The organism is Senegalia sp. (in: firmicutes), assembly GCF_052088025.1.
GTDB lineage: Bacteria > Bacillota > Clostridia > Tissierellales > SIT17 > Anaeromonas.
Map to the genome: position 1 here is coordinate 46,680 of NZ_JBQCYD010000006.1, position 23,993 is coordinate 70,672.

The window sequence follows — 23,993 nt, forward strand, 5'->3', positions numbered from 1 at the left end:
TCTAAAAAATTAAGGATATAAGAAAATTCTTATATCCTTACATACAATAATATATCATCACCTATAACATATCAATTATTATCATTATCATTTTATTTTTATTTTACTCTATCTCTTTACATACATATTTAGAAGTCATAAGTTTTAATATGCCTCCATAATTAAGATCAAACTTTACTTTATCTCCTAGTTTATATTCATCCTTACTATCAGTTAAATCTACAATTAAATGATCACTACTTTGACCTATTATATTTATATTTTCATCAACAGTTATTAAATCTTCTATATCTATATCTTGTTTTCCTATAGCACATATCCCTCTTTTTCTTTTTCCTTTATCAATAAAAGTAGGTTTTCTACCAAAAGCATCCAAACCTATTTCCCCTATAGGTATCGAAGGTTTTTCTCTTATCTCTATTAATTCAGTAATTAATTGAAATACATCACTATGGGTTCCTTTGATTAGATTGCCATATGCTGTTTCTCTACCTAATATTAATGATTCACCAAGTCGCAATTGATTTATTTGAGCAGGCATATCATTTTTTTCTAATAAATGTAGTGAAGAAGAATTCCCTCCAGATAATATTTCTATATTTAGTTTAAATTTTTCCTCTATGTTTTCTTTTATTTCTGATAATCTCTTAAGATTATCATTGGTAGGTATGACGCCACCATGGCAAGTTAGATTAGTACCAAGTCCCACTAACTTTATACCTTTTAGTTCTATTATATCCTTAATTAGTTCATAAACTTCTGATTCCTCAAATATACCTTCCCTTAAATCTCCCAGATCTATCATAAGTATAATCTTGTGAACCTTTTCTTTTTCTAATGCAACTTCTGATAACTTTTTTATAGTTAGAAGCTCTGAGTTTAAAGACATATCAGCATAATCCACTATCTTTTCAACTTCTGAAAGCATAGGTAACCTGAGCATTAGTTTAGGTAAGGGAATATCTTTAAATAACTCTAGATTTTCTATTCTAGAATCAGCTAAAAATTCTATCCCTCCTTCAATCAATATATTAACTAGTTCAGAATTACCTGAAAAAACTTTTGTAACTCCTCCTGGAATAATTCCTTGTCTCTTACATATATCTACTAATATCTCAACATTTTCTTTTAATTTATTCTTATTAATTGTGATTTTTGGATAAGTCATATCTTACTCCTTTATATATTCATATTTAGACTTTTCTTAAGTAATTTAATGGCAGCCAAAGGATATTCTATAGATAAAACACCTAATGATGCCATAATATAATCATTATCAATTAAAATCAAAGCCTCTTGATTTGGAAATAAATCATTACCTTTATTGCTTTTTGCAATTGATTCCATTATTTCCATACTTTTTGGAAGTCTGCTTAGGGCTCCACCAGTACCAATAATATATTTTATATTTGTTAAATCCTTGCCTTCTGCTACAGTTTTCTTGCCTGAATCTCCATATAAGGATCTAAATTTCCCAGCATGTCTTTTTACAGAAGTAATTACAGCTTCTTTTGTAAGTTCCCCTACAAATCTTTTTTCTATATCAGATTCTGGTATAGGTTTATGATTTTTAATTAATTCTTCCAATTGTTCTTTTGTAATAGCTAGTTGTTTAGTTAAATTATCCTTACCTATTCTTTCCACTATATTTTTCATGTTTATATAAACCCCTAAATCACCTTCTACTGTTCTTTTAGCTATTGGTTCAGGGCTTATCAGAATTCTATTTACTTCTTCACTTCCTTCTGTAACAGAATGAAGGTCTGTTGTAGCTCCTCCTACATCAATAGTTATAATGTCACCTACATGTTCTTTTAAGAGCTTAGATGCTTCCATAACTGCTCCTGGTGTAGGCATAATATGACCATTTACCATATCCTTAACTTTTTCCATTCCTGGAGCATGGATTATATGTTCTTCAAATACATCTTGAATAACTTTTCTTGTAGGTTCTATATTTAAAGTATCTATCTTAGGATATACATTTTCTATAATATATAACTTACCTGGATAATCTTCAAATATTAATTTTATTTCCTCATCATTTTCAATATTCCCAGCATATATTACAGGTACATCTAAATTTAATTCTGAAATTTTTTCTGCATTGAAAATCGCAGTATCACGTTCACCATAATCCACTCCACCTGCAATAAGTATAATATTAGGATTTATTTCTTTTAACTTTTTAATATCAGTCCTTCTAAGTTTTCCTGCAGTTATTTGATGTATATTTGCTCCAGCCCCAAGAGCTGCTTCTTTTGCAGCTCTTACTGTCATGTCATATACCAAGCCATGAACAGTCATCCTAAGGCCCCCAGCTGCTGAGCTGGTTGCAATTAATTTGTCATATTTTAATTCTTTTATATTCAAATTTTTCTTTAAATCAATTATTGCATTATTTACTCCAATATTCACATCATTTTCTGCAACCGTTGTAGCAGATTGACCCTGACCAATAAACTCAGGATTTTCACTGAAAATATTATTAAATGCATTTATTACTGTGGTAGTAGAACCTATCTCAGCAACTAAAACATTAATTTTCATTACTTTTCATTCCTTTGTCTTCTTTTCTTTACTAGAGCTGTAGCAACATTTATTCCTTTGGTGCCCCTTCCAAAACCTGCATCCATACCATTTTTCTCTGCAATTTCTGGTGTTACTTGAGTTCCACCTGCTACTATAACAATATTTTCCCTTATACCTTTTTCTATTGCTAAGTCATTTATAATTTTCATATTTTTATAATGTACATTATCATGACTTATTATTGTTGAAACAAGTATTGCATCAGCATTTAATTCTATAGCGGCATCTACAAGCTTTTCTACGGGAACTGAAGTTCCAAGATAATTAACATTTATACCATATTTTTCTATGCCACCATGTTTTATATCTATTATCTCTCTTAAACCAACTGAATGCTCATCTTCTCCAACTGTTCCTGCTACAATAGTCATAGGATTATTTTCTATATCTTCTCTAATTTCTTCATCAGTCATTACTTTAGGTTTTGGAGGTATTACTAATTTATCTAAATCAATAGAAAAATCTACCTTTCCTTTTATCTCTACTCTCGTACCTTCAGCTTCTTGCATAATTTCTTTGTGAATTACTTCAACATCAAGTAAACCCATCTTTTTACCAATTTCTATTGCTGCAAATTCTGCTGTTCTTTCATCTATTGGTAAGAATAGTGTGGTTTGTACTATTCCATCACCCTTCCATTCCATTTCAGGTTTTATCTTACTTGATTCCCTTAGCTCTTCAGTTTCAGCAAGTCTTAAGTTAACATTGTCATTTTCATCTAATTCATCGATATAAACAATTTTATCCGAATCCTTTAATGTATCTCCACCTATTAATTTTGATGGATCTTCAATTGCACTTTCATCATATTGCTTAATATTATTATAACCAAAGAATGCAGTAACTGGTGCCATATAATCTTTATCTCTTTCAAATATAGCTCCTTCACCAATTCCACCATCTATTTTTCTTGCTATTCCATCACCATTTCTTTCAGGATACTCTCCAGAATCTACAAAAAATCCTTGCTCTACTGCATTGAAATATCCTCCTACTTCTAGTATTTCTTCCATAAACAATATTGCTCTTTCTTTTAATTCACGTACCTTATCAGCAAGTTCACCTTTATCTCTTTTAAGCTCAATCATTTCCATTAATCCATCCATACCTACAAGAGCTTGTTTGGCAGTATCAGTACCTTCAATGTTGTATATATGCCAAGGTACATTTCTACCTTCATCAGGTGTTATAGTAGATTGTATTTCTGCTCTAGTTAATTTTGATATTAGTAGGTTTAATGTATGAGTAACTGTTGCTTCTCTTGTTGAAGATCCCATATATTTTGTATTTTGTTGTGCTCTCATTTTATATTCACTAAATAACTCTCTAAGTGCTACTGCATAAGGTAAATCTAATCTCATACTAGGAGCAGGTGGAGCTGTTGGTGGTACTGTAGATAAGGCAATATCTTCTTTTTTCATTCCAGATTTTACAGAAAATATAGAATTAATTGCATGCTGAACCATGAGTTCTGGCATTACCTTCCAAGCTTCTCTTGCTGTTGCATTAGCATTATGTGCACCATCTATCTGCACAATACCTGAATGTGCCATTACACATTTAGCATTTGCTGCATCTACAAAAGACCTAACCATATTTATATTTCTATATAATACATTATATTGCGGATCTTGATGCGCTCCATTTACTCCTTCTTCTGCAAACATAACTGCTATTTCAGGTCCCGAAACACCACTTACATATGAATGATAATTTATAGGTCTACCCACTTCATCTTCTATTATATCTAGTGCTTTTCTTTGAGCTCTAACTTGTTTTCTTGTTATAGGTATTCCACCAATACCTTGTGGTGTACCTTCAATCAAACCATCAAAATGACTTTGTCCTGCAGTTCTAATAACCATAAGATGATCAGCTCCATGCCATGCTGCCATTCTCATTCTTCTAATATCATCTTCAAATCTTCCAGAGGCTATTTCTGTAGTTATTATATTGGTAGGTTGAGGGTCAATATCATTAAAATAATGGGCTGATGGTAAGGGTTGACTTTTATCAAGGCTTTCTGAGCTATCATAATATTCAAATTGACCTATTTTTCTTTTTTCACCTGTGCCTTTTCTCCAAGTCCAACCTCTTCTTCTTGGTCTATATTTATCCAAGTCTTTTAATATCTCTTCTATGTTTAATCTTTCATTAGTTTTAATGTTCACTTCTTCCACCTCCATTAAATAATTCTATGGCCCTATCCCAAAGTTCTCCATCTAATAGTTTAAGTCCTGTTTCTCTTATTTCTAAATTTTTATCTTTTGATAGTTTGTATAATACATTTCCTGCGCCTTTTCCCATAAGACCTCTATCTATAACTCCTTCAACTATTGCCTTTGATTCTATACTAGAAAATCCCATTCTCATAATTACAGATCTTTCTATAGAAGGAGTTGTATTCTTTTTAGCTAAATCAACTACTGGATCCATTATTTTTTCAGCTAATTCCCAAAATTTACTTTCAAGTTCTGATTCAGATAAATCAGCTAAATGCTTTCTTCTTTCTTTAAAATCATCGTTTCTTTTCATATAATATACCTCCAATTAATTATTCTTTAAATCATCTATTGTCTTTTCTACAAATTCTTTACTTGCCTTTGTATCTTTAGCTAAAAACTCTATATCTTCTTGTGTAATTTTAATGTTTTCATTGTTTTTTATACAGTTTTTGATATATGATTTCTTTATTTTTTCTAAATCTAAATCACGTGCTTTTATAAGCGATGGATCTTTAGGTAAAATTATATTTTCTCCTGGTATTTCATCTTCTGGATTTCCAACCTTTATATCCACACCATTATCTTTAGCAAATGATAATTGAGGATTTATATGTTTTCCAGCTCCAGTATATTCTGTCTCTTGAACTACAATTATCTTATCTTCATCTAATTCCTGTGCTAATGAAAATGCAGCTGCTAAGGATGTGTTTCCAGCAGGTCCTCTTTCAAGTCCTTCAATTTGTGCTAAGGCTTCAGTTATATAAAATACTTCACCTTGATTTACAGTTACATATCTATCCATATACCTAAGAGGTCTAGCTGCAGAACGTGGTACATCTGATCTATCAGGCCAAGTTGCAAAAGGTATTCCAAATCCAGTATGGCCTGTAGTAAATGATTTCTTATTAAACTCTGTGTCACTTGCCATATGAAGCCCTTTTAAGTTTACACTTGCTCCTATTACTTCTACATCATCTGCACCTGCTTTTATAAGGCCTCTTGCCGTTCCTGTAAGGTTTCCACCTCCAGCATTGGTTGCAACCACCACATCTGGATCGCGTCCTTCTAGTTCTCTAAATTGCATTGCAATTTCATATCCTAGTGTTTCAACTCCAGCTATACCAAATGGAGTATAAAGTGAAGCATTAAAATATCCAGTTTCTTCTAATAGTTTTAGAAATATATAAAAGAGTTCAGGCCCTACAGTTAGTTGTAATACTTCTGCACCATATGCTTCACACTTTCTAGCCTTTTCTACTATTTCTGGTTGTCCCTTACCACGAGAATCATAACATTCTTGTACTATTATACATTTAAGTCCAAGCATAGCAGCTTGACTTGCTACTGCTGCTCCATAATTTCCACTTGTAGCTGCTATAACGCCTTTATATCCATTTTTCTTTGCATGATAAACACTAGTTGCAGCACGTCTTGCTTTGTAGCTTCCAGAAGGATTTGAGGCTTCATCTTTTATAAATATTCTAGCACCCTTTCCACTAGGTGCAAATTTTCTTGCAAGCTTAGTAATATTTTTAAGTTCCAAAAGAGGAGTATTGCCAACACCTGTTTCTTTTTGCGCTTTTTGAATTTCAGATAAATCATAACCTGTTTTATGCATCATATCTTCATAATCAAAACGTATTCCTTCAGTTTCAAAAACTTCATAATCTATACCTACAGCCTTTTTCATTATTTCATTTTTTCGGCTCATAACGCCTTCATAACTCATATCTTTATTCATTATCTTCACCTTCTTCTAAAATACTTCTTAATTGTCTACCTATATATAATAGTTCAGGAACAGATTTCCCATAACTATGACTATAATATGGATCAACTTCTAATAATTCTCCTTTTATTTTTCTACCTATATAAGTTTCAACCTCTACATCATCACCTATTTCAGCTTCTTTCTCTAATAGAAATCCTTTATCCCACATTTCAAGAGGTACTTTTTTCGTATCATCTGGTACTTGTTGTGCTCTTTCATTAGCTTCTAGCACTACATTATATATTCTTACCCATTCACCTTTTTTTGCCATCTCTCATATCCCTACTTTCTTATTAATTTTCTCATATCACCCATAATTGCTCTTGGAACAGGTAAATCAAGCATAGTTTTAAGTCCACTATGAGCATTTATAACATGTGGAATCATATTTACACACATTGCAATTGTTCCAAGTCCGCCTTCAACTTCTGGATTTATTGCCATATTAATTTCTGGTGTACCTTTTATTCTTATATAATCTCCAGTATTAGTTCCTTCCATTTCAGGTTCTATTTGTTGAGGATGCTTCATATCAATTTTCACTTCTCCATCTACATATCCTTGTCCTGTCATATTAACACCAGCCACATCTCCTGCTTTTGCAAAACCATGAGGAGCTTTTCTATCTACACTTGTTACTATTGGTTTCATTTGTTGTTCAAATTTTTCTACAGGCCAACCTATAGCATCACCAATCATATGGATGGATTCTTTAAAACCAACATGACCTGCAAGTGTTCCTTCTTTTACTCCCTTTTCAAATTCATCTACCTTTATTCCAACGCCTTGCTCTTCCATAACAACTGCTCCAAATGGTGAAAGACTGTTAACTCTCTCTGCTTCAATATGCTCTACATCAGTCATAGCACCAGTAAGACAAACCACTAATAAATCCATAATCAAACCAGGATTGATACCAGTACCTAAGACGGATACATTGTTTTCTTTTGCAATAGCATCTAATTTTTCAGCTAATTCTGGATTCTGAGCGCTAGGATAAGCCATTTCTTCAGCAGTAGAAATAACATTTATTTTATTTTCCATTAATAATTTTAATTTTGAAAACGTTTTTTCAGTGTATGAATCAGTTGCAACCAAAGCAATATCTGGATTTGTGTTCATTACTTCTTCAATATCTGAATTTATTAATACATCTGGATGATCTCCTCTTTCAATATTCATTATCTCAAATATACTTTTTCCATTCTTACTTCTATTGCATACTCCTACAATTTCTACTCCTTTTTTATTTAATAACATTTTTGCCATTCCACTACCCATAGCACCAAAACCCCATAACATTACTTTTACTTTTTCCATTGAATGCACCTCCATAATTTTTACTATTATTATATACTTGCAATATCCTTGCCAACTATATTTAAAAAATATAAGCTATTAATTTGAGTAAATTCAATAGGCAGGCAATTTTTAATATTATAAATATTTATACATCAACATAAACGCCCATATATTTGCATGATGCATGCAAATATATGGGCTTTTACTTTTCTATTTTATATTTTTTAATCTTATGTTGAAGTGTTTGTCTTTTTATATTTAATATTCTTGCCGTTTTAGAAATATTATAATCATGTTCCCATAATTTATTCTTTATTATTTTCTTTTCAATGTTATTAATAGTATCAGTTAATGAATCTTTTATTTCAATATTGATATTCTTATCTTCTCTTTTTCTGATATTTTTAAAATTAACTATATAGTCAGGAAAATGATCAATTGTAAGTACATGTTCATCCGTCTCTACAAAATTCATTGCACCTTCTATCATGTTTTCAAGCTCTCGTACATTGCCTGGCCAACTATAATTATCAAATAATTTCATAACATCCCTAGATATCATCCATATATCTTTGTCTAATTTCTTGTTAAACTTTCTTAAAAATTCATCTATTAACAAGTTTAAATCTTCTATCCTTTTACTTAAAGAAGGAATATCAATATATATTACATTTAACCTAAAATATAAATCTTTTCTTAAATTTCCTTCTTCTATTGATATCATAGGAGGTCTATTTATTGTAGCAATTATTTTTACATCAATAGGGATATCTTTTATGCCTCCAACTCTTCTAACATATCCTTCTTGAAGAACTCTTAATAATTTTGATTGTAATAAAATACCCATAGAATCAATTTCATCAAGCAAGAGTGTTCCTCCATCTGCCTGTTCAAATAATCCTGGTCTATCAATCGCCCCTGTAAATCCTCCCTTTGAAGTTCCAAATAATAGTCCTTCTAAAAGTTGTTCAGGCAGTGCCGCGCAGTTTTGAGCAATAAATGGTTTATTTTTTCTTTTTCCAGAATAATGAATACTCTGAGAAAACAATTCCTTTCCTGTACCCGTTTCACCATATATAAGTACTGAAGATGAAGAATTTGAAGCTTTTTTTGCTATTCTTATAGCTTTTTTAATAGGCTCAGATTTTCCTATTATTTGATCGAAAGTGTAATTTTTTGTTTTATATTTAGTATTGCTTTTAGAATTATCATTTAATTCATTTCTTAATTCTATTAATTCTTCAGATAGCTTTTTTATTTTAGTTACATCTTTGCCAATTTCTAATGCTCCTATTAAATCATCATCATTAAATAGAGGAATAGTTGTATTCACTGAAGTTATCTTTTTGCCTTTATAATTTAAATATGTCTGACTTCGATTTACAATTGGTCTTCCATTTTTCATAACCGTTAACAAAGTACTTGATCTTTCATCTAAAGAAGGAAATATATCTAATATTTGCTTTCCTAAAACATTTTGAGGTTCTATACCTTCAATTTTTTCCATAGATTCATTATATAAAATAGTTCTTCCATCTTTATCTATCACATGTATTCCTTCATCTAAGTATTCTAAAATATTTTTTAAAATTATATCATTTATTTTCATACTATCATCCCTTTATTTCTTTTGAAGTGGAAGTGTTATTTTAAATTCCGTACCCTCATTTTTCTTGCTATTAATTTTTATTTTACCATTAAATTGGATTACAATATGCTTTACTATAGCAAGTCCAAGTCCAGTTCCTACTATTTTTTTTGTTCTTGATTTATCAACCCTAAAAAATCTTTCAAACACCCTATCAATATATTCTTTTTCAATACCTATGCCATTATCTTTTATTTTAAAAATTAATTCACTTTTATTAGAATATGCAGTTACTATTATCTTTCCATTATTCTTTGTATATTTAATTGAGTTTTCTATTAAATTTATCAACATTTGTTTTAACCAACCATTATTTCCATAAATATATGGTAGGTTTTCATTCGATTTATTTATTATACTAATATTTTTATTATCTGCTAGTTCATATAAAAATTCTATTACTTCTTCTATAGTTTCATTAGGATTAATTTTTTCTTTTTTAATTTTATTTTGTCTATTTTCTATATCTGTTAGAATACTTAAATCTTCAATCAAAGTATTGAGTCTTGAAGTTTCTTCATCTATAATATTTAAAAATTTATCCCTTGTATTTTCATCATTTACAGCACCTGATTTTAAGGTTTCAACAAATCCTTTTATTGATGTAAGAGGAGTTCTAAGTTCATGACTTACATTTGCTACAAAGTCTTTTCTCATAGTTTCAAGCTTTCTCATTTCCGTTATATCTTCTAATATTATTAGAGTTCCCATTTTCCTACTTGGATTATCTTTATATATTATTGGATTAGTATATACTTTTAAAATATTAGTAAGAGGATGATTTATTTCAATTTCTATAATTTTTTCACTATTTTCTTCAAATAAATTTTCTATATATTTATTTAATTTAGCATTTTCTATAATTACAAATAAACTTTTACCTTTAATCTTATCATTTTTTATAGAAAACATTTTTTCTGCAGAAGGATTAGTATACATAATATTATTATTGTTATCTAATGCAATAATACCATTTGACATACTTTTAAGTATTGCTCTTAAATTTGTATTACTATTTTTTAATTCTTCTATTTTTTGACTTAATTCAATACTCATGATATTGAAACTTTCAGCAAGTATGCCTAATTCATCATCACTTTTAAATCTAATTTTTTCACCGTAATTACCTTTGCTAATATTCTTTGTTGCTTTAGTGAATTCTTCTATTGGATAAGTTATTCTATTTATATATCTGATTGCAAGTATCATTGCTATAAAAAGACCTGTTAAAGCAGAAATTATAATATTTATATATATTTTTTTAGTGTATTCATTGATATATTCTAATGGAAGAGATAGTCGTATAACAGCTACATCTAAATTTTCTTTATAAAAAGGTATAGCTACATAATACATTTTTGCTCCAATGGAGTTACTATATCTTTCACTTATTCCTATTTGATCATCTATAGCTTTTTTGATTTCTGGTCTATTTAGATGATTTGTGAGTTCTTCTAAATCAGCATGAGAATCACCTATAACATCACCATTATTATTTATTATTGTTATTCTACTATCTATTTCTTTACTATACGTTTTAGCTATTTTATCTAAATATATATTCTCATTAGGTGTATTTTGCAGAAAAGTACTAATTAATTTAGAATTTGAAATCATTCTTTCTTCTATATTATTGATATAATTGTTTTTAATTAAACTTAAAGATAAAGTACCGGTTGTTATTACACCAATTAAAATTAAAATGGAAAATATTATAAAGACTCTTTTTTTCATATATATCTCCTTATTTTATCTTATATCCTACACCTCTAATAGTTTCTATAGTATCATTTGATAGATTCATTTTTTTTCGTAAATGTCTTATATGAACATCTACAGTTCTAGTTTCTCCATAAAAATCATAGCCCCAGATTTTATCTAATAAATAATTTCTAGATAAAACCTTTCCTTTATTTTGAGATAATAATTTTAAAAGTTCAAATTCTTTTAGTGTTAAATCTATAATTTTTTCATCTACTTCTACTTGGTAACTTTCAGTGTCAATTGTAATGTTTCCTACCTTTATTATAGACTTTTCAGTATTATCTTTACTATTAACTCTTCTTAATACCGCTTTAACTCTAGCTATTAATTCTCTAATATTAAATGGTTTTGTTATATAATCATCTGCACCTATTTCTAACCCTAATACTTTATCAGTTTCTTCTCTTTTTGCTGTTAACATTATTATAGGAATATTTTCTGATTGCTTGTTTCTTTTTAATTTTTTGCATACTTCTATACCATCTAGTATAGGAAGCATGATATCTAAAAGAATTAAATCTGGATTCTCTTCTATTGCTTTAGTATAAGCTTCATTGCCATCGAAAGCAGTTATAATATCGTAACCATTATTTTTCAGATTATATTTTATTAGCTCCACAATATTTTCTTCATCATCTACTACTAATATTTTTTTATAAATCATATAAACTCACCTACCTTTTAATGTTTAAATACATTATAATTTATATAGTTAACTTTGTCGAATGAGTAGTATAATTTAATAATTTATTCTTTTTCCATCAACCATATATATTATTCTCTCACATATATTAGTAGTGTGATCTGCAATACGTTCAATATGTCTTCCCACAAATAATAAATCTATTACTTGATACATTATTTGTTTTTTTTGTGTTAATATTTCTAATAACTCTCTATATATATATCCATAAATATCATCTACAATATCATCCATTCTTGCAGTTTCTTTTGCTAATTCTACATCTTTTTTAATAAAACTCTCTAAACTTTTTTTAATCATTTCTTTAGATATATTAGCCATTTTAGGTATATCAACTAAAGGTTTTATATATTTTTCTTTGCTTAATTTCTTGCTTATTTTAGCAATATTAACTCCATTATCTCCTATTCTCTCAATATCAGTAATTATTTTAAGAATAGCACTAATTTCTCTTAAATCTTTTGCCATAGGTTGCTGCAATACTATAAGTTCTAAACATTTCTTTTCAATAATGATTTCCATGTTATCTATGTCTTTATCTAATTCAATTGCTTTATCTGCTAATTCTATATCCTGATTTAATAAGGATTCAATTGACATCTCAATTAATTGTTCTGATTTTTCTCCCATTTCAAGTAATAAATTATTTAAATGCTTAATCTCTTTATCAAAATATTCTCTCATATATATCCTCCCTATCCAAATCTACCTGTAATATAATCTTCAGTTCTTTTATCTTGTGGGTCAGAAAAAATTCTAGATGTTTCTTTATATTCTATTAATCTTCCCATTAAAAAAAATGCAGTATTGTCAGAAATTCTAGCAGCTTGTTGCATAGAATGAGTTACTATTATTATAGTATATTTATTTTTAAGTTCTTCTATTAAGTCCTCTATCTTTGCAGTAGCAATTGGGTCTAATGCAGAAGTTGGCTCATCCATTAATAATACATCTGGTTTCATTGCAAGAGCTCTAGCTATACATAGCCTTTGCTGTTGGCCTCCAGATAATGACAATGCTGAAGAATTCAATCTGTCTTTTACTTCTTCCCAAAGTGCTGCATCCTTTAAGCTGTCTTCTACTATTTTATCTAATTCCTTTTTATTTTTAATACCATGTCTTTTAGGTCCAAATATGATATTTTCATATATAGATTTGGGGAATGGATTAGGTTTTTGGAAAACCATTCCTATCTTTTTTCTAAGTTCTACTACATCTACCTGTGAATTGTATATATCTTTATCTTCATATATTATTTCTCCTGTATGTCTTGTTTCATCAATTAAATCATTCATACGATTTAAGACCCTAATAAATGTAGATTTCCCACAACCAGATGGCCCAATAAGAGATGTTACTTTTTTTTCTTCTATTTTTATATTTATATCCATTAAAGCTTTAAACTCACCATAATAAAAATCTAAATCTTTAACTTCAATTTTTTCAACACTCATTATATTCCTCCATTCTATCCTTTAATTCTATCTTGATATTTATTTCTAAGAATTATAGCAATTGAATTTGCTCCTAATAATAATACTAATAAAATAATTATTGCCCCTGCTGCTAAATCATGAAATTCTGATTGAGGCATCGTAGACCAATTATAAATTTGAATAGGCAATGTAGAAAATTGATCTAATATACTTTCTGGAGTAAACGCAATAAAAGTAACAGCGCCAACCATTATCAAAGGTGCTGTTTCACCAAGTGCTCTAGCAATTGCTAAAATAGCTCCCGTTAATATTCCAGGCATTGCATAAGGAAGTACTATCCCTCTTACTACTTGCCATTTAGTAACCCCTAATGCATATGCTCCATGTCTTAATTCTCTTGGAACAGCTTTAATCGCTTCTTGAGAGGAAACTATTATAATTGGTAATATTAAAAGTGTTAATGTTAAGGACCCAGCCAAAACACTTCTTCCAAATCCTAAAATATCAACAAATATTCCAAGCCCTAATATACCAAATACTATTGATGGAACGCCTGCTAAATTAGAAATATTCAATTTTATAATCTTAGTCAAAAATTTTTTATCATCTGCATATTCTTCTAAATATATTGCAGTTCCTACACTTATAGGAAATGAAAATAAAATAGTAAGTCCTATAATCCACATACTTCCAATAAGTGGCGCTTTTATACCTGCTTTTTCTACAAATCTAGAAGTGAAATTAGTCAAAAACCCTATATTTATCCATCTTAACCCATCTTTAAATGTATCAAACAATAATACCGCTAATATAATTAATCCAAATAATGTAGCAGAAAATACTAATATATGAAAAATCTTATTTATTAATCTTCTTTTTTTCAAATTACTCATTAATATTCCTCCCTATATTTCTTTATTATCATTCTTGCTATTATATTCATTAATAGAGTAAGTAAAAAAAGTAGCATGCCTACAGCAAATATAGTCTTATATATAAGTCCTCCATGTGTTACATCCCCCGAAGCGACTTGTACAATAAATGCTGTCATAGTTTGTACACCTTCAAGTGGGTTTAAAGTTAAGTTTGGACTTGAACCTGCTGCCAAAGTTACTATCATTGTTTCACCAACAGCTCTAGAAATTGCAAGTACAAACGAAGAAATTATACTAGATAACGCTGCGGGGATAACAACTTTAGTTGATACTTCAAATTTAGTTGAACCAAGAGCATATGCTCCTTCCTTTATTTCTTTTGGTACAGATCTCATTGCATCCTCACTTAGGGAAGAAATCATAGGGATTATCATAATTCCCACTGCAATACTAGCGCTTAATGCATTAAATACATTTATGCTTGGAAAAATATTTTTTAATATTGGGGTAATAAATGTAAGCGCAAAATATCCATATACTATAGATGGAATTCCTGCTAATATTTCTAATAAAGGTTTAACGATTTTCCTAGTTTTTTCTGAAGCATATTCACTTAGATATACTGCACTACCAAGTCCTATCGGTATTGCAAATATACTTCCATATAGAGCAATCATTACCGTTCCTAAAACTAATGGTATTACTCCAAACTTAGGATTCGCAAACAAAGCTGTCCATTCTGTTCCTAACAAAAAATCAGCTATAGGTATTTCTCCAAAAAATGCTATAGTTTCTTTGGATAAAATAGCCACTATCCCTATAGTAGTTAAAACAGATATTGAAGCTAAAGCTAATAGTATTTTTGAAATAATTTTTTCTTTTATTTTTCTTTTTTTCTTTGTTTTATTTTTCTTTTTAAAGAAAAAATATTTATCATTTGAATTTATCAAATTAACCCTCCTCATTTCAAGTAACTACTTTAAATTTATTATAGTATATTAAAATTCATTTATTGTTTTGCTAAGGTTAATTGAATGTTAAATCTATGTAAAATAATAAATTAAAAAACAATCATATTGCTAAGCAATATGATTGTTTTTTAATTTATTATTACTTTAATTTATTTAATTCTTTTTCATAATTTTCTTCTGATAGACCTACATAACCCGTGCTAGGTACTATTTCAGGAGCGTTTTCTATATAATAATCCACAAAAGAGTTTATTTGTTTTTTATTAGTATAATGATCTTTATTTACATATATAAATAACGGTCTGGATAAGGGAGTATACTCTCCTCCTTCTATTGTTTCAGGAGTTGGTTCTACACCATTAATTTTTAAAGCTTTTAATTTATCCTTATTTTCTTCATAATAAGCATATCCAAAATATCCCAATGCATATTCGTCACCTGATATGCCTTGTACTAATACATTGTCATCTTCACTTGCAGTGAAATCAGTTCTTATTGCGCCGCCTTCTCCATTAACTGCTTCTGTAAAGTAATCAAATGTACCTGAATCAGTTCCTGGACCATACAATTTAATTTCTTCTTCTGGCCATTCAGAATTTACATCGCTCCACATTTTAACTTTACTATCTGGAGCCCATATTTTATTTAAATCTTTTATAGTAATATCTTCTACCCAATCATTATTTGAATTTACTACTACAGATATGCCATCAAGAGCAACTTTTAATTCTTCAAATTCAACATCATTTTCTTTTGCTTTATCAGCTTCTTCATCTTTAATAGGTCTTGAAGCATCACTTATACTTGTCTCTCCTACGGTAAATCTTTTCATTCCTCCACCAGTACCTGATACTACTACAGTTACTTTTACATCAGGATTTTCTATTTGAAACTCTTCTGAAATAGCTGCAGTTATAGGATAAACAGTAGATGAACCATCTATTTCTATATCCCCATTTAACCCTTGATTTGATTTATCATTTTCTGATGTTTCAGATTTATCATCTCCACAAGCAGCAAATACTGATACTGATACTAATAGTAATAGTGCTAAAATTATTACTTTGAAATTAATTGTTTTTTTCATTTAATAACTCCTCCTAAAATTTATTTTCTATCTTACACATAGAATTATAACAACATTTACTTCCTTATATGTTGTCTTAGAGTTAAGACAATGTTAAGTAAATGTTAATTAGGAAGTTGTTAAATTTATTTTTCATCAAGTAGTTTTTTTAATTCATCCATAAAGGTATTTATATCTTTAAATTGTCTATATACTGATGCAAATCTTACATATGCTACTTCATCTTTATCTTTTAATTTTTCCATAATCATTTCTCCAATTTTTCTAGTTGATATTTCTTTCTCCATAGAATTGCTAATATTTTTTTCTATATCATTAACTATCTTTTCCATCTCTTCAACTGAAACTGGTCTTTTTTCACATGCTCTTATAATACCATTTAAAACCTTATTTCTATTATAAGGTTGTCTTGTTCCATCTTTTTTTATTACTACAATTGGTATTTCTTCAATTTTTTCATATGTAGTAAACCTTTTATTACATTTAGAACATTCCCTACGTCTTCTTATAGCATGACCTTCTTCTGTAGGTCTAGAATCTACAACCTTAGTTTCGTAATATTCACAATAAGGACATATCATATAATCATCTCCAAACTTTCACTTTTAAATATATTATAATTTATATCTATGGTTTTGTCGAATAACATATAAAAATCTCAGGAAATTCCTGAGATTTTTATATTAATTATTTAATTTATATCTGAATATAAGTGTAGCCTTTCCTTTTCTTTCTTTTACATCACCTTTTAGAATTTCAACATTTTCTCCGGTTTTGAGTTCTATAGTGCTTCCTTCTAAAGCTTTGAAAATTTTTCTTACTTCTTCAGATTTTTCAAGTTCTACATCTTCTTTAACGCCCCAGGCGCTTGCAAGTACACTTGCCATATCTCAAGTATCACATGCCTCTATTTTTCTTTGTTCTATTGATTCTTTTATTACATCCTTTAAAGCCACCTCTGGCTCTTTTCCATATGGAAAACTCATTTATTTTCCTCTTTCTAATCTTCTAGCAGCTATTACTGTGTTATAAATTAGCATGGTTATTGTCATAGGTCCAACTCCACCTGGTACTGGAGTAATAAATCCATTTAGTTTATTGACACTATCAAAATCTACATCTCCAACTAATTTTCCATCAACTCTATTTATACCTACATCTATAACTATAGCTCCATCTTTTACCATATCAGATTTCACAAAATTCGCCTTTCCTATAGCTGCAATAAGAATATCTGCTTCTTTAGTGATTTCTTTTAAATTTTCTGTCTTAGAATGACATATTGTAACAGTTGCATTTTTTTCTAATAGTAATAATGAAATTGGTTTTCCTACAATATTACTTCTACCAAGTATAACTGCTCTTTTTCCTTCTATATCAATGTTTTCACTTTCCATAAGCTTGATAATTCCATGAGGAGTACAAGGTATAAATGTATCTTCTCCTACTAATAGTTTACCTGCATTTATTGGATGAAAGCCATCTACATCTTTATTTGGAGAAATCTTTTCAATCACCTTTTTTTCATCTATATGATTTGGTAGAGGTAATTGAACAAGTATACCATGAATAGTTTCATCATTGTTTAATTTATCAATTAAATTAAGTAATTCTTCTTCTGAAACATCTCCATCTAAGGAATGAACTTCTGATTTCATTCCAAGTTGTTTACATGCTTTATCCTTACTCTTTACATAAGTTTTAGATGCTGGATTATCTCCAACTATTATAACACTTAGTCCTGGAGTAATTCCTTTTTCTTTTAACTCATCTATTTCATTTTGTAATTCTTCTCTTATTTTTTTTGAAACTTCTTTTCCATTTATAGTTTGCAAGTTAACACCACCTAATCTAGTTCCATTTTAATTTTAAGTTTCTTGCTGCCCTAACTTCATCCACTCTTCTAACTGGAGCACTATGAGGAGCTTCTTTTAAAAGTTGAGGATTTTCTTGTGCTTCTTTAGCTATTTTATTCATAGCATCTATAAAGTTATCTAGCGTTTCTTTGCTTTCTGTTTCTGTAGGTTCTATCATTAAAGCTTCTTTAACTATCAATGGGAAGTAAACAGTTGGCGGATGATATCCATAATCCATTAATCTTTTAGCTACATCCATTGTATTAACCTCTAAGCTATCTTCTTTTAATCCAGCTAATACAAATTCATGCTTACATACCGTTTTTATTGGTAAATCATAATATTCTTTTAATTTATTCATCATATAATTTGCATTTAATACTGCGGTTTCACTTACTCTCTTTAAACCATTACCTCCAAGAGCTAATATATAAGTATATGCTCTTAAGTTGACACCATAATTACCATAGAATCCTTTTATTTTGCCTATAGAATCTTTTCTATCATAGTTTAAAATAAATTTATCATCTTTCTTTTCAACTACAGGTACTGGTAAAAACTTAGCTAAATGATCTTTAATTCCAACAGCTCCACTACCAGGTCCACCACCACCGTGTGGTGTTGAGAATGTTTTGTGAAGGTTAAAATGCATTACATCAAATCCCATATCTCCAGGTCTTACTCTTCCCATAATAGCATTCATATTTGCTCCATCATAATATAAAAGTCCACCTACTTCATGAACTAATTCTGCTATTTCTTTCATATCTTTTTCAAATAATCCTAAAGTGTTAGGATTTGTAAGCATAAGTCCCGCTACTTTATCATCTAATAATCCTTTTAAACTTTCTAAATCTACTAGACCCTGATCTGAAGATTTTACTTCTACAATGTCATAACCTGCCATTGCAGCAGTAGCAGGATTTGTTCCATGAGCAGAATCAGGAACAATAATTTTTGTTTTATGAGTGTTGTTTTTTTCTTTATGATATGCCTTTATTAGCATAATACCTGTTAGTTCTCCATGGGCACCAGCTGCAGGCTGTAAGGTAACTGTATCCATTCCTGATATTTCAGCTAAATGATTGGATAAATTATACATAAGCTCTAAAGAACCTTGAACAGTTTCCTCAGCTTGATAAGGATGAATATTAGTTAAGCTATCCATACTTGCCATATCTTCATTCATCTTTGGATTATACTTCATAGTACATGATCCTAATGGATAAAAACCTGTATCAATACTATAATTTAATTGTGATAAATTAGTGTAATGTCTTACAACATCTAATTCAGATACTTCTGGTAGATCTAATTCATCTTCAATTAAATATTCATTTGGTATAAGATTTGATATATCTTTTTCTTCTACATCTATTTTAGGAAGACTATATGCCTTTCTACCCTTTTTTGATAATTCAAATATCAATTTATCATAGTTTTTCATTATAGCACCTCCAATGTAGAAACTAATTTATCTATTTCTTCTTTAGTTCTCTTTTCAGTAACAGCAAATAATAATGAATTGTTAATATCCTTATAATCCTTAGTTAGATTATAACCACCAAGAATTTTATTTTCTAATAATTTACTATTAACTTCTTCTACATCCATATCAGATTGAACAGCAAATTCTTTGAAAAATGGTTTATCAAATACAGGCTTAAATTTGCCACTTTTAGTTATTTCATCAAATGCATAATGAGCTTTTTGCAAGGATTGAGTAGCTACTTCTTTTAATCCTTGTTTTCCCATTGTTACTAAATAAATTGTGGACATGAGTGCATTTAATCCTTGATTAGAACAAATATTAGATGTTGCTTTAAATCTTCTTATATGCTGCTCTCTTGCTTGTAGTGTTAAAACAAAAGCTCTATTATCATCTTCATCTACAGTTTCTCCTACTATTCTTCCAGGTATTTTTCTAGCAAGTTTATCTTTAACTGCTAAGAAACCTAGTGTAGGCCCACCGAAGTTTAACTTATTTCCTAAACTTTGACCTTCTCCTACAACTATATCAGCTCCTATTTCTCCTGGAGACTTAAGTATAGCTAAAGAAATTGGATCAACATAAGTTATTAATTTAGCTTTTTTAGTTTTATGTGTTATTTCTTCAATTTCTTTTAAATTTTCAATTATTCCAAAGAAGTTAGGATTTTGTACTATCACACCTGCAGTAGAGTCATCTGCTATTTCCTTCAACTTCTCAGCATCAGTTACTCCATCTTTCATGTCAACTTCAACAATATCTATATCTCTAAATTTCATATAAGTTTCTACAACTTTTCTTACTTCAGGATGAACTGTTTTTGAAATTATAATTTTCTTTTTTCTAGTTACATCTGTAGCCACAAGAGCTGCTTCAGCACACGCTGTAGGACCATCATACATAGATGCATTTGATACATCCATACCAGTAAGATTAGAAATTAGTGTTTGATATTCAAAAATAACTCTAAGAGTACCTTGACTTATCTCTGCTTGATATGGAGTATAAGATGTCAAGAACTCTCCCCTTGTTGCTAAATGTCCTATTACAGAAGGTATATAATGATCATACATACCAGCACCTAAAAAACAAGTTAATTCATCAATAGTTTGATTTTTATCTCCTAGTTTTTTTAATTTATTTTTTATCTCTAATTCAGATAAAGAATCCTCTATTTTTAAATCCCTATCTAATCTCAAAGAATTTGGTATATCTTTGAATAAATCATCAATAGAGTTAGCACCTATTTCTTCTAACATTTCCTTCCTATCTTCTTTAGTACTAGGTATATATCTATGCATATTATTCCTCCTCAGCGCAGAATTTTTCGTAAGCCTTACTATCCATTAATTCATCTAATTCAGATTTATCATTTAATTTTATTTTTATAAACCAACTTTCAAATGCATCTTCATTTACAAGCTCTGGAGAATCTTCTAATTTCTCATTAATTTCAACTACTGTTCCAGATACTGGTGCTAAAATATCTGATGCTGTTTTAACTGATTCAACTACTCCAAATGACTCTTCTTTTTCAAAATCGTCATCTTCTTCAGGTAATTCTACATAAACTATTTCCCCTAAATTATGTTGTGCATGATCTGTTATTCCTATTAGAGCATTTTCACCCTCTACCTTTACCCATTCATGATCTGTTGAATAATATAAACCTTCTACTATTTTCATTAACAATTCCTCCTTAAATTTATTTTTTTGTGTTTTTATTATAAAATTTTGAACTAACTACCTTAGCTTTTGCAGTTCTTTTTCTAATTTGAATTTCTATTTCTGTATCTAATTTAGAATTAGCTATATCTACCATAGCCTTACCTATATTTTTGTTTAATGTTGGAGAGTGATATCCAGTTGTAACGAATCCAATTTTCTCTCCATCCTTTAGAACCTCATACCCACTACGTGGTATTCCCTTGCCAATCATTTCAAATCCTACTATTTTTCTTTTTAAACCTTCTTCTTTTTGCTTTTTAAGAACATCTTTTCCTATAAAGTCATCACTATCTAATTTAACAAAAAAACCTAATCCCGCTTCTAATGGTGTAATGTCTTCTGATAATTCATTACCATATAAAGGAAGATTTGCTTCAAAACGAAGTGTATCTCTTGAACCCAGTCCAGCAGGTTTTAATCCATCTTCTTTTCCTACTTCTAGTAATTTTTCAAAAACTTCTTCTATATCTTCATTTTCTAAATATACTTCAAAGCCATCTTCTCCTGTGTAGCCTGTTCTAGATACTATGGCATTTTTACCATGAATTTTCACATTTCTATCTACATAGAAAAATTTAATGCTAGATAAGTCAGTATCAGTAAGTTTTTGTAGTATTTTTTCTGCCTTTGGCCCTTGTATTGCTAGTTCAGAATATTTATCTGATAAATTATTTATTTCTACATTATAGTCATTTTTATTTTCTTTTATCCATTCATAATCTTTTTCTAAGTTACTTGCATTTACAACTAAGAAATAATGGTCATCAGCGAATTTATAAACAAGTAAATCATCTACAACCCCACCGTTTGGATATAAGAAAAATGTGTAAATAATTTGATTTTCTTTAAGTTTAGTAATATCATTTGTTGATAAATATTGTACAAAACTCTTTGCATTTTCTCCTTTGATTTCAATTTCTCCCATATGAGAAACATCAAATATCCCTGCATCATTTCTAACTGCTTCATGTTCAATGCTTAGTCCTTCAAACTCTACAGGTAATTGCCAACCATAATAGTCTGTCATCTTTGCTTTTAACTTCAGATGAGAATCATATAAAGCTGTTTTTTTTGAATTTGCCACTAAAATCACTCCCTTAAAATTTGCTTTGTGAAAAGGTTTTCAATGCCATCTAATAAAAAAGAAATATAATCGCACAATAAATATATGCCTTATATTTCTCTGTATCTTGCCTGAGAGTTTTACATTTACATGTATTTCTCCTTCGGCGTCGCTAAAGCGAACTCTCCAGAGGTTCATCAAATAACGATATTTTTGCCTGAAAGTTTCTATAAAAATTATGGCAGATTTTTATATTGCCCCATCGGCTATCTATTTAAAGATATCTCTCGCTATTATCATCTGATATTATCTCATTAATTCAATGATATAATAATTTTAATAATTTTACAATAATAGTTATTAATTTAACTTACTATTTATAATTTTAAAAATTTTTAATCATAAAAATTTTCATCCTTATATTTTGTCGAATCTAGATTTACTAATATAACTTCATTTCCTATCCTAACAATATCATTCCAATCTATTGCTATATTATTAGACTTAGTAAAAATACTCATTATCCCCCCTGTTCTTGGCATAATTATTGCTTTAATCTTAGCTTTTTCTAAATTAATTTCTATATCACTAATCATACCCAATTTAGTTCCATCTACAACATTAATAATTTCTTTTTCTGTTAATTCAGATGCTTTAATCATATAATCACCTACTTATCCTTTTATACTATATTATATAAACTTGTCTTAAAATATGCATAATAAAAAAAATTAGTATAGATTCTATACTAATTTTTTCATATGATTTAATGCAGTTTTTTCAAGTCTTGACACTTGAGCTTGAGAAATACCTATCTCTTGTGCCACTTCCATTTGTGTTTTACCTTGATAAAATCTTAAATTAACTATTAATTTCTCTCTATCATTAAGTTTCCTTATACCTTCTTTAAGAGCTATTTCTTCTAACCATAACTCATCTTCACTTTTTTCGTCACTTACTTGATCCATTACATATATAGCATCTCCATTATCATGGTATATTGGTTCAAATAAGGAAATTGGATCTTGAATAGCATCTAGTGCAAATACAACATCTTCTTTAGGTAAATCTAACTCTTTAGCTATTTCAGTTATAGTAGGTTCTTTAGAATACTTTTTTATTAATTGTTCTCTCACCTGCAATGCTTTATATGCAGTATCTTTTAACGATCTACTTACTCTAATTGAATTATTATCTCTTAAATATCTTCTTATTTCTCCTATTATCATAGGCACAGCATAGGTTGAAAATCTTACATTATGCTTTAAATCAAAATTATCAATAGATTTTATAAGCCCAATGCACCCTACTTGAAATAAATCATCAAGATTTTCTCCTCTTTTGTTAAATCTTTTTATAACACTTAATACCAATCTTAAATTACCTTGAATAAATTCTTCTCTTGCTTCCATATCCCCTTTATGAATTCTTGGTCCTCTGTCAAGAAAAAGGACAAATTAAACGTAATAAAACTATCTTCTGC

Annotated in this window: 23 protein-coding genes, 1 pseudogene and 2 riboswitches; all 24 genes and pseudogenes read right to left on the reverse strand. The window is 29.1% G+C overall.

Going from position 1 to position 23,993, the window contains the following annotated elements; all coding sequences use genetic code 11:
• Window positions 1-103: 103 nt before the first annotated feature.
• Window positions 104-1,168: an ornithine racemase Orr gene (gene orr / locus ACTHUW_RS02795; protein WP_442212454.1), complete on the reverse strand. Its 1,065-nt coding sequence runs from the start codon at window positions 1,166-1,168 to the stop codon at window positions 104-106.
• An 11-nt stretch (window positions 1,169-1,179) separates the two neighbouring features.
• Complete coding sequence (locus tag ACTHUW_RS02800) at window positions 1,180-2,550, reverse strand: GlmL-related ornithine degradation protein (protein WP_442198327.1); 1,371 nt, start codon at window positions 2,548-2,550, stop codon at window positions 1,180-1,182.
• Entirely contained in the window at window positions 2,550-4,763 is a 2,214-nt protein-coding gene (oraE, locus tag ACTHUW_RS02805) for a D-ornithine 4,5-aminomutase subunit OraE (RefSeq protein ID WP_442198328.1), read from the reverse strand. The genes ACTHUW_RS02800 and oraE overlap by 1 nt, the downstream gene beginning before the upstream one ends.
• Complete coding sequence (locus tag ACTHUW_RS02810; RefSeq protein WP_442198908.1) at window positions 4,753-5,127, reverse strand: ornithine aminomutase subunit alpha; 375 nt, start codon at window positions 5,125-5,127, stop codon at window positions 4,753-4,755. Before ACTHUW_RS02810 ends, oraE begins: the two co-directional genes overlap by 11 nt.
• Window positions 5,128-5,142: 15 nt before the next feature.
• Window positions 5,143-6,558 carry a 2-amino-4-oxopentanoate thiolase subunit OrtB gene (gene ortB / locus ACTHUW_RS02815; RefSeq protein WP_442198909.1) on the reverse strand — a complete coding sequence of 472 codons (1,416 nt, stop codon included), beginning with the start codon at window positions 6,556-6,558 and terminating at the stop codon, window positions 5,143-5,145.
• On the reverse strand, window positions 6,551-6,859 hold the full coding sequence (gene ortA / locus ACTHUW_RS02820; RefSeq protein ID WP_442198331.1) for a 2-amino-4-oxopentanoate thiolase subunit OrtA: 309 nt from the start codon (window positions 6,857-6,859) through the stop codon (window positions 6,551-6,553). The genes ortB and ortA overlap by 8 nt, the downstream gene beginning before the upstream one ends.
• 11 nt (window positions 6,860-6,870) lie before the next feature.
• Window positions 6,871-7,908 carry a 2,4-diaminopentanoate dehydrogenase gene (ord, locus tag ACTHUW_RS02825; protein ID WP_442198332.1) on the reverse strand — a complete coding sequence of 346 codons (1,038 nt, stop codon included), beginning with the start codon at window positions 7,906-7,908 and terminating at the stop codon, window positions 6,871-6,873.
• A 184-nt stretch (window positions 7,909-8,092) separates the two neighbouring features.
• Window positions 8,093-9,499, reverse strand: a complete 1,407-nt coding sequence (locus ACTHUW_RS02830; RefSeq protein WP_442198910.1) for a sigma-54 interaction domain-containing protein — start codon at window positions 9,497-9,499, stop codon at window positions 8,093-8,095.
• Window positions 9,500-9,511: 12 nt separating this feature from the next.
• Complete coding sequence (gene pnpS, locus ACTHUW_RS02835) at window positions 9,512-11,272, reverse strand: two-component system histidine kinase PnpS (RefSeq protein ID WP_442198911.1); 1,761 nt, start codon at window positions 11,270-11,272, stop codon at window positions 9,512-9,514.
• 10 nt (window positions 11,273-11,282) lie between these two features.
• Window positions 11,283-11,966: a response regulator gene (locus ACTHUW_RS02840; RefSeq protein WP_442212456.1), complete on the reverse strand. Its 684-nt coding sequence runs from the start codon at window positions 11,964-11,966 to the stop codon at window positions 11,283-11,285.
• Window positions 11,967-12,041: 75 nt separating this feature from the next.
• Complete coding sequence (phoU, locus tag ACTHUW_RS02845) at window positions 12,042-12,689, reverse strand: phosphate signaling complex protein PhoU (RefSeq protein WP_442212458.1); 648 nt, start codon at window positions 12,687-12,689, stop codon at window positions 12,042-12,044.
• A gap of 11 nt (window positions 12,690-12,700) precedes the next feature.
• Window positions 12,701-13,459, reverse strand: coding sequence for a phosphate ABC transporter ATP-binding protein PstB (gene pstB, locus ACTHUW_RS02850; protein ID WP_442198660.1), 759 nt, complete (start codon window positions 13,457-13,459; stop codon window positions 12,701-12,703).
• 14 nt (window positions 13,460-13,473) lie between these two features.
• Entirely contained in the window at window positions 13,474-14,334 is an 861-nt protein-coding gene (gene pstA / locus ACTHUW_RS02855) for a phosphate ABC transporter permease PstA (RefSeq protein ID WP_442198661.1), read from the reverse strand.
• A complete protein-coding gene (pstC, locus tag ACTHUW_RS02860) occupies window positions 14,334-15,266 on the reverse strand; it encodes a phosphate ABC transporter permease subunit PstC (RefSeq protein ID WP_442198662.1) in 933 nt (310 codons plus the stop codon). Before pstC ends, pstA begins: the two co-directional genes overlap by 1 nt.
• 160 nt (window positions 15,267-15,426) lie before the next feature.
• Entirely contained in the window at window positions 15,427-16,374 is a 948-nt protein-coding gene (locus tag ACTHUW_RS02865; protein WP_442210989.1) for a PstS family phosphate ABC transporter substrate-binding protein, read from the reverse strand.
• Between the two features lie 125 nt (window positions 16,375-16,499).
• Window positions 16,500-16,955, reverse strand: a complete 456-nt coding sequence (nrdR, locus tag ACTHUW_RS02870) for a transcriptional regulator NrdR (RefSeq protein ID WP_442198917.1) — start codon at window positions 16,953-16,955, stop codon at window positions 16,500-16,502.
• A 102-nt stretch (window positions 16,956-17,057) separates the two neighbouring features.
• The gene (locus ACTHUW_RS02875; RefSeq protein ID WP_442210987.1) at window positions 17,058-17,261 is read right to left on the reverse strand and encodes a hypothetical protein; all 204 of its coding nucleotides are present in this window, start codon (window positions 17,259-17,261) and stop codon (window positions 17,058-17,060) included.
• 99 nt (window positions 17,262-17,360) lie between these two features.
• The gene (gene folD / locus ACTHUW_RS02880) at window positions 17,361-18,209 is read right to left on the reverse strand and encodes a bifunctional methylenetetrahydrofolate dehydrogenase/methenyltetrahydrofolate cyclohydrolase FolD (RefSeq protein WP_442210985.1); all 849 of its coding nucleotides are present in this window, start codon (window positions 18,207-18,209) and stop codon (window positions 17,361-17,363) included.
• 16 nt (window positions 18,210-18,225) lie between these two features.
• Window positions 18,226-19,677: an aminomethyl-transferring glycine dehydrogenase subunit GcvPB gene (gcvPB, locus tag ACTHUW_RS02885; RefSeq protein ID WP_442212460.1), complete on the reverse strand. Its 1,452-nt coding sequence runs from the start codon at window positions 19,675-19,677 to the stop codon at window positions 18,226-18,228.
• Entirely contained in the window at window positions 19,677-21,020 is a 1,344-nt protein-coding gene (gene gcvPA, locus ACTHUW_RS02890) for an aminomethyl-transferring glycine dehydrogenase subunit GcvPA (RefSeq protein WP_442198489.1), read from the reverse strand. Before gcvPA ends, gcvPB begins: the two co-directional genes overlap by 1 nt.
• Window position 21,021: 1 nt before the next feature.
• On the reverse strand, window positions 21,022-21,405 hold the full coding sequence (gcvH, locus tag ACTHUW_RS02895) for a glycine cleavage system protein GcvH (protein ID WP_442198490.1): 384 nt from the start codon (window positions 21,403-21,405) through the stop codon (window positions 21,022-21,024).
• Window positions 21,406-21,424: 19 nt separating this feature from the next.
• Window positions 21,425-22,531 carry a glycine cleavage system aminomethyltransferase GcvT gene (gene gcvT / locus ACTHUW_RS02900; RefSeq protein ID WP_442210984.1) on the reverse strand — a complete coding sequence of 369 codons (1,107 nt, stop codon included), beginning with the start codon at window positions 22,529-22,531 and terminating at the stop codon, window positions 21,425-21,427.
• Between the two features lie 97 nt (window positions 22,532-22,628).
• Window positions 22,629-22,702, reverse strand: a riboswitch (glycine riboswitch).
• A gap of 3 nt (window positions 22,703-22,705) precedes the next feature.
• Window positions 22,706-22,810: riboswitch (glycine riboswitch) on the reverse strand.
• A gap of 95 nt (window positions 22,811-22,905) precedes the next feature.
• Complete coding sequence (locus ACTHUW_RS02905; RefSeq protein WP_442198492.1) at window positions 22,906-23,172, reverse strand: YlmC/YmxH family sporulation protein; 267 nt, start codon at window positions 23,170-23,172, stop codon at window positions 22,906-22,908.
• An 81-nt stretch (window positions 23,173-23,253) separates the two neighbouring features.
• A pseudogene (sigG, locus tag ACTHUW_RS02910) lies at window positions 23,254-23,937 on the reverse strand (RNA polymerase sporulation sigma factor SigG); the annotation flags it as partial.
• Window positions 23,938-23,993 lie beyond the last annotated feature (56 nt).